General features: G+C 63.9%; 1 protein-coding gene. It reads right to left on the reverse strand.

What is annotated here, in order from left to right:
* A partial coding sequence (locus CV770_RS41240; RefSeq protein WP_146101484.1) for an AMP-binding protein occupies nt 1-820 on the reverse strand: 820 nt, incomplete at both ends.

An 820-nucleotide genomic window follows, 5' to 3' on the forward strand; every position in this document is an offset into this window, starting at 1 on the left:
GCCATGAACCGCTCCGCGGTCAGCTCGGGCCGGTTCAGATAGCCGCGCGCCACCCCCGCCCCGCCGACATAGAGCTCCCCCACCGCACCGAACGGCACCAGCCCGCCATGACCATCCAGCAGATACACCCGCGTGTTCGCGATCGGACGGCCGATCGGAACAATGGCGCCATCAAACTCATCCGGACAACTCCACGCTGTCACGTCGATCGCAGCTTCCGTCGGACCGTACAGATTGTGCAGGCCCGTCCAGGGCAAGAGGCGCCGAACCTTATGCACACTGGCGGCAGGAAGCGCCTCGCCGCTGCATAAAACACGCCGCAGCGACGTGCAGCGGTCAACACTCTTCGCATCCATAAAACTGACCAGCATGGATGGCACGAAGTGAACCGTCGTAATGCGCTCGCTGATGATCAAGTCGACCAATGCAGCGGGATCTCTGTGCGCATCCGGAGGCGCCAGCACCAGGGTCGCCCCTTCAAGCAAGGTCCAGAAGAACTCCCAGGCCGAGACATCGAAGCCAAAGGGCGTCTTCTGCAACACGACATCAGTTGCCTTGAGACCATAGGCGTTTTGCATCCAGATCAGGCGATTGACGATAGCCCGATGCTCATTCTGTGCCCCCTTGGGCGTTCCGGTGGATCCGGAGGTGTAGATCACATAGGCGAGATGGCGTGAGGTCAGGCCGAGCGCGCGCGGGTCCGGATCCGACGCCGGCAGCTCCGCCCAGGCCGTGGCCGTCTCCAGATCCACCACCGTCACACCGGTAAGCCCGTCGCCGCCCAGCGCGGCGCGTCCGGCCGCATCGGCCAGCAACAGGT

Origin of the sequence: Bradyrhizobium sp. AC87j1, from assembly GCF_002936975.1 — a bacterium.
GTDB classification, from domain to species: Bacteria; Pseudomonadota; Alphaproteobacteria; order Rhizobiales; family Xanthobacteraceae; genus Bradyrhizobium; species Bradyrhizobium shewense.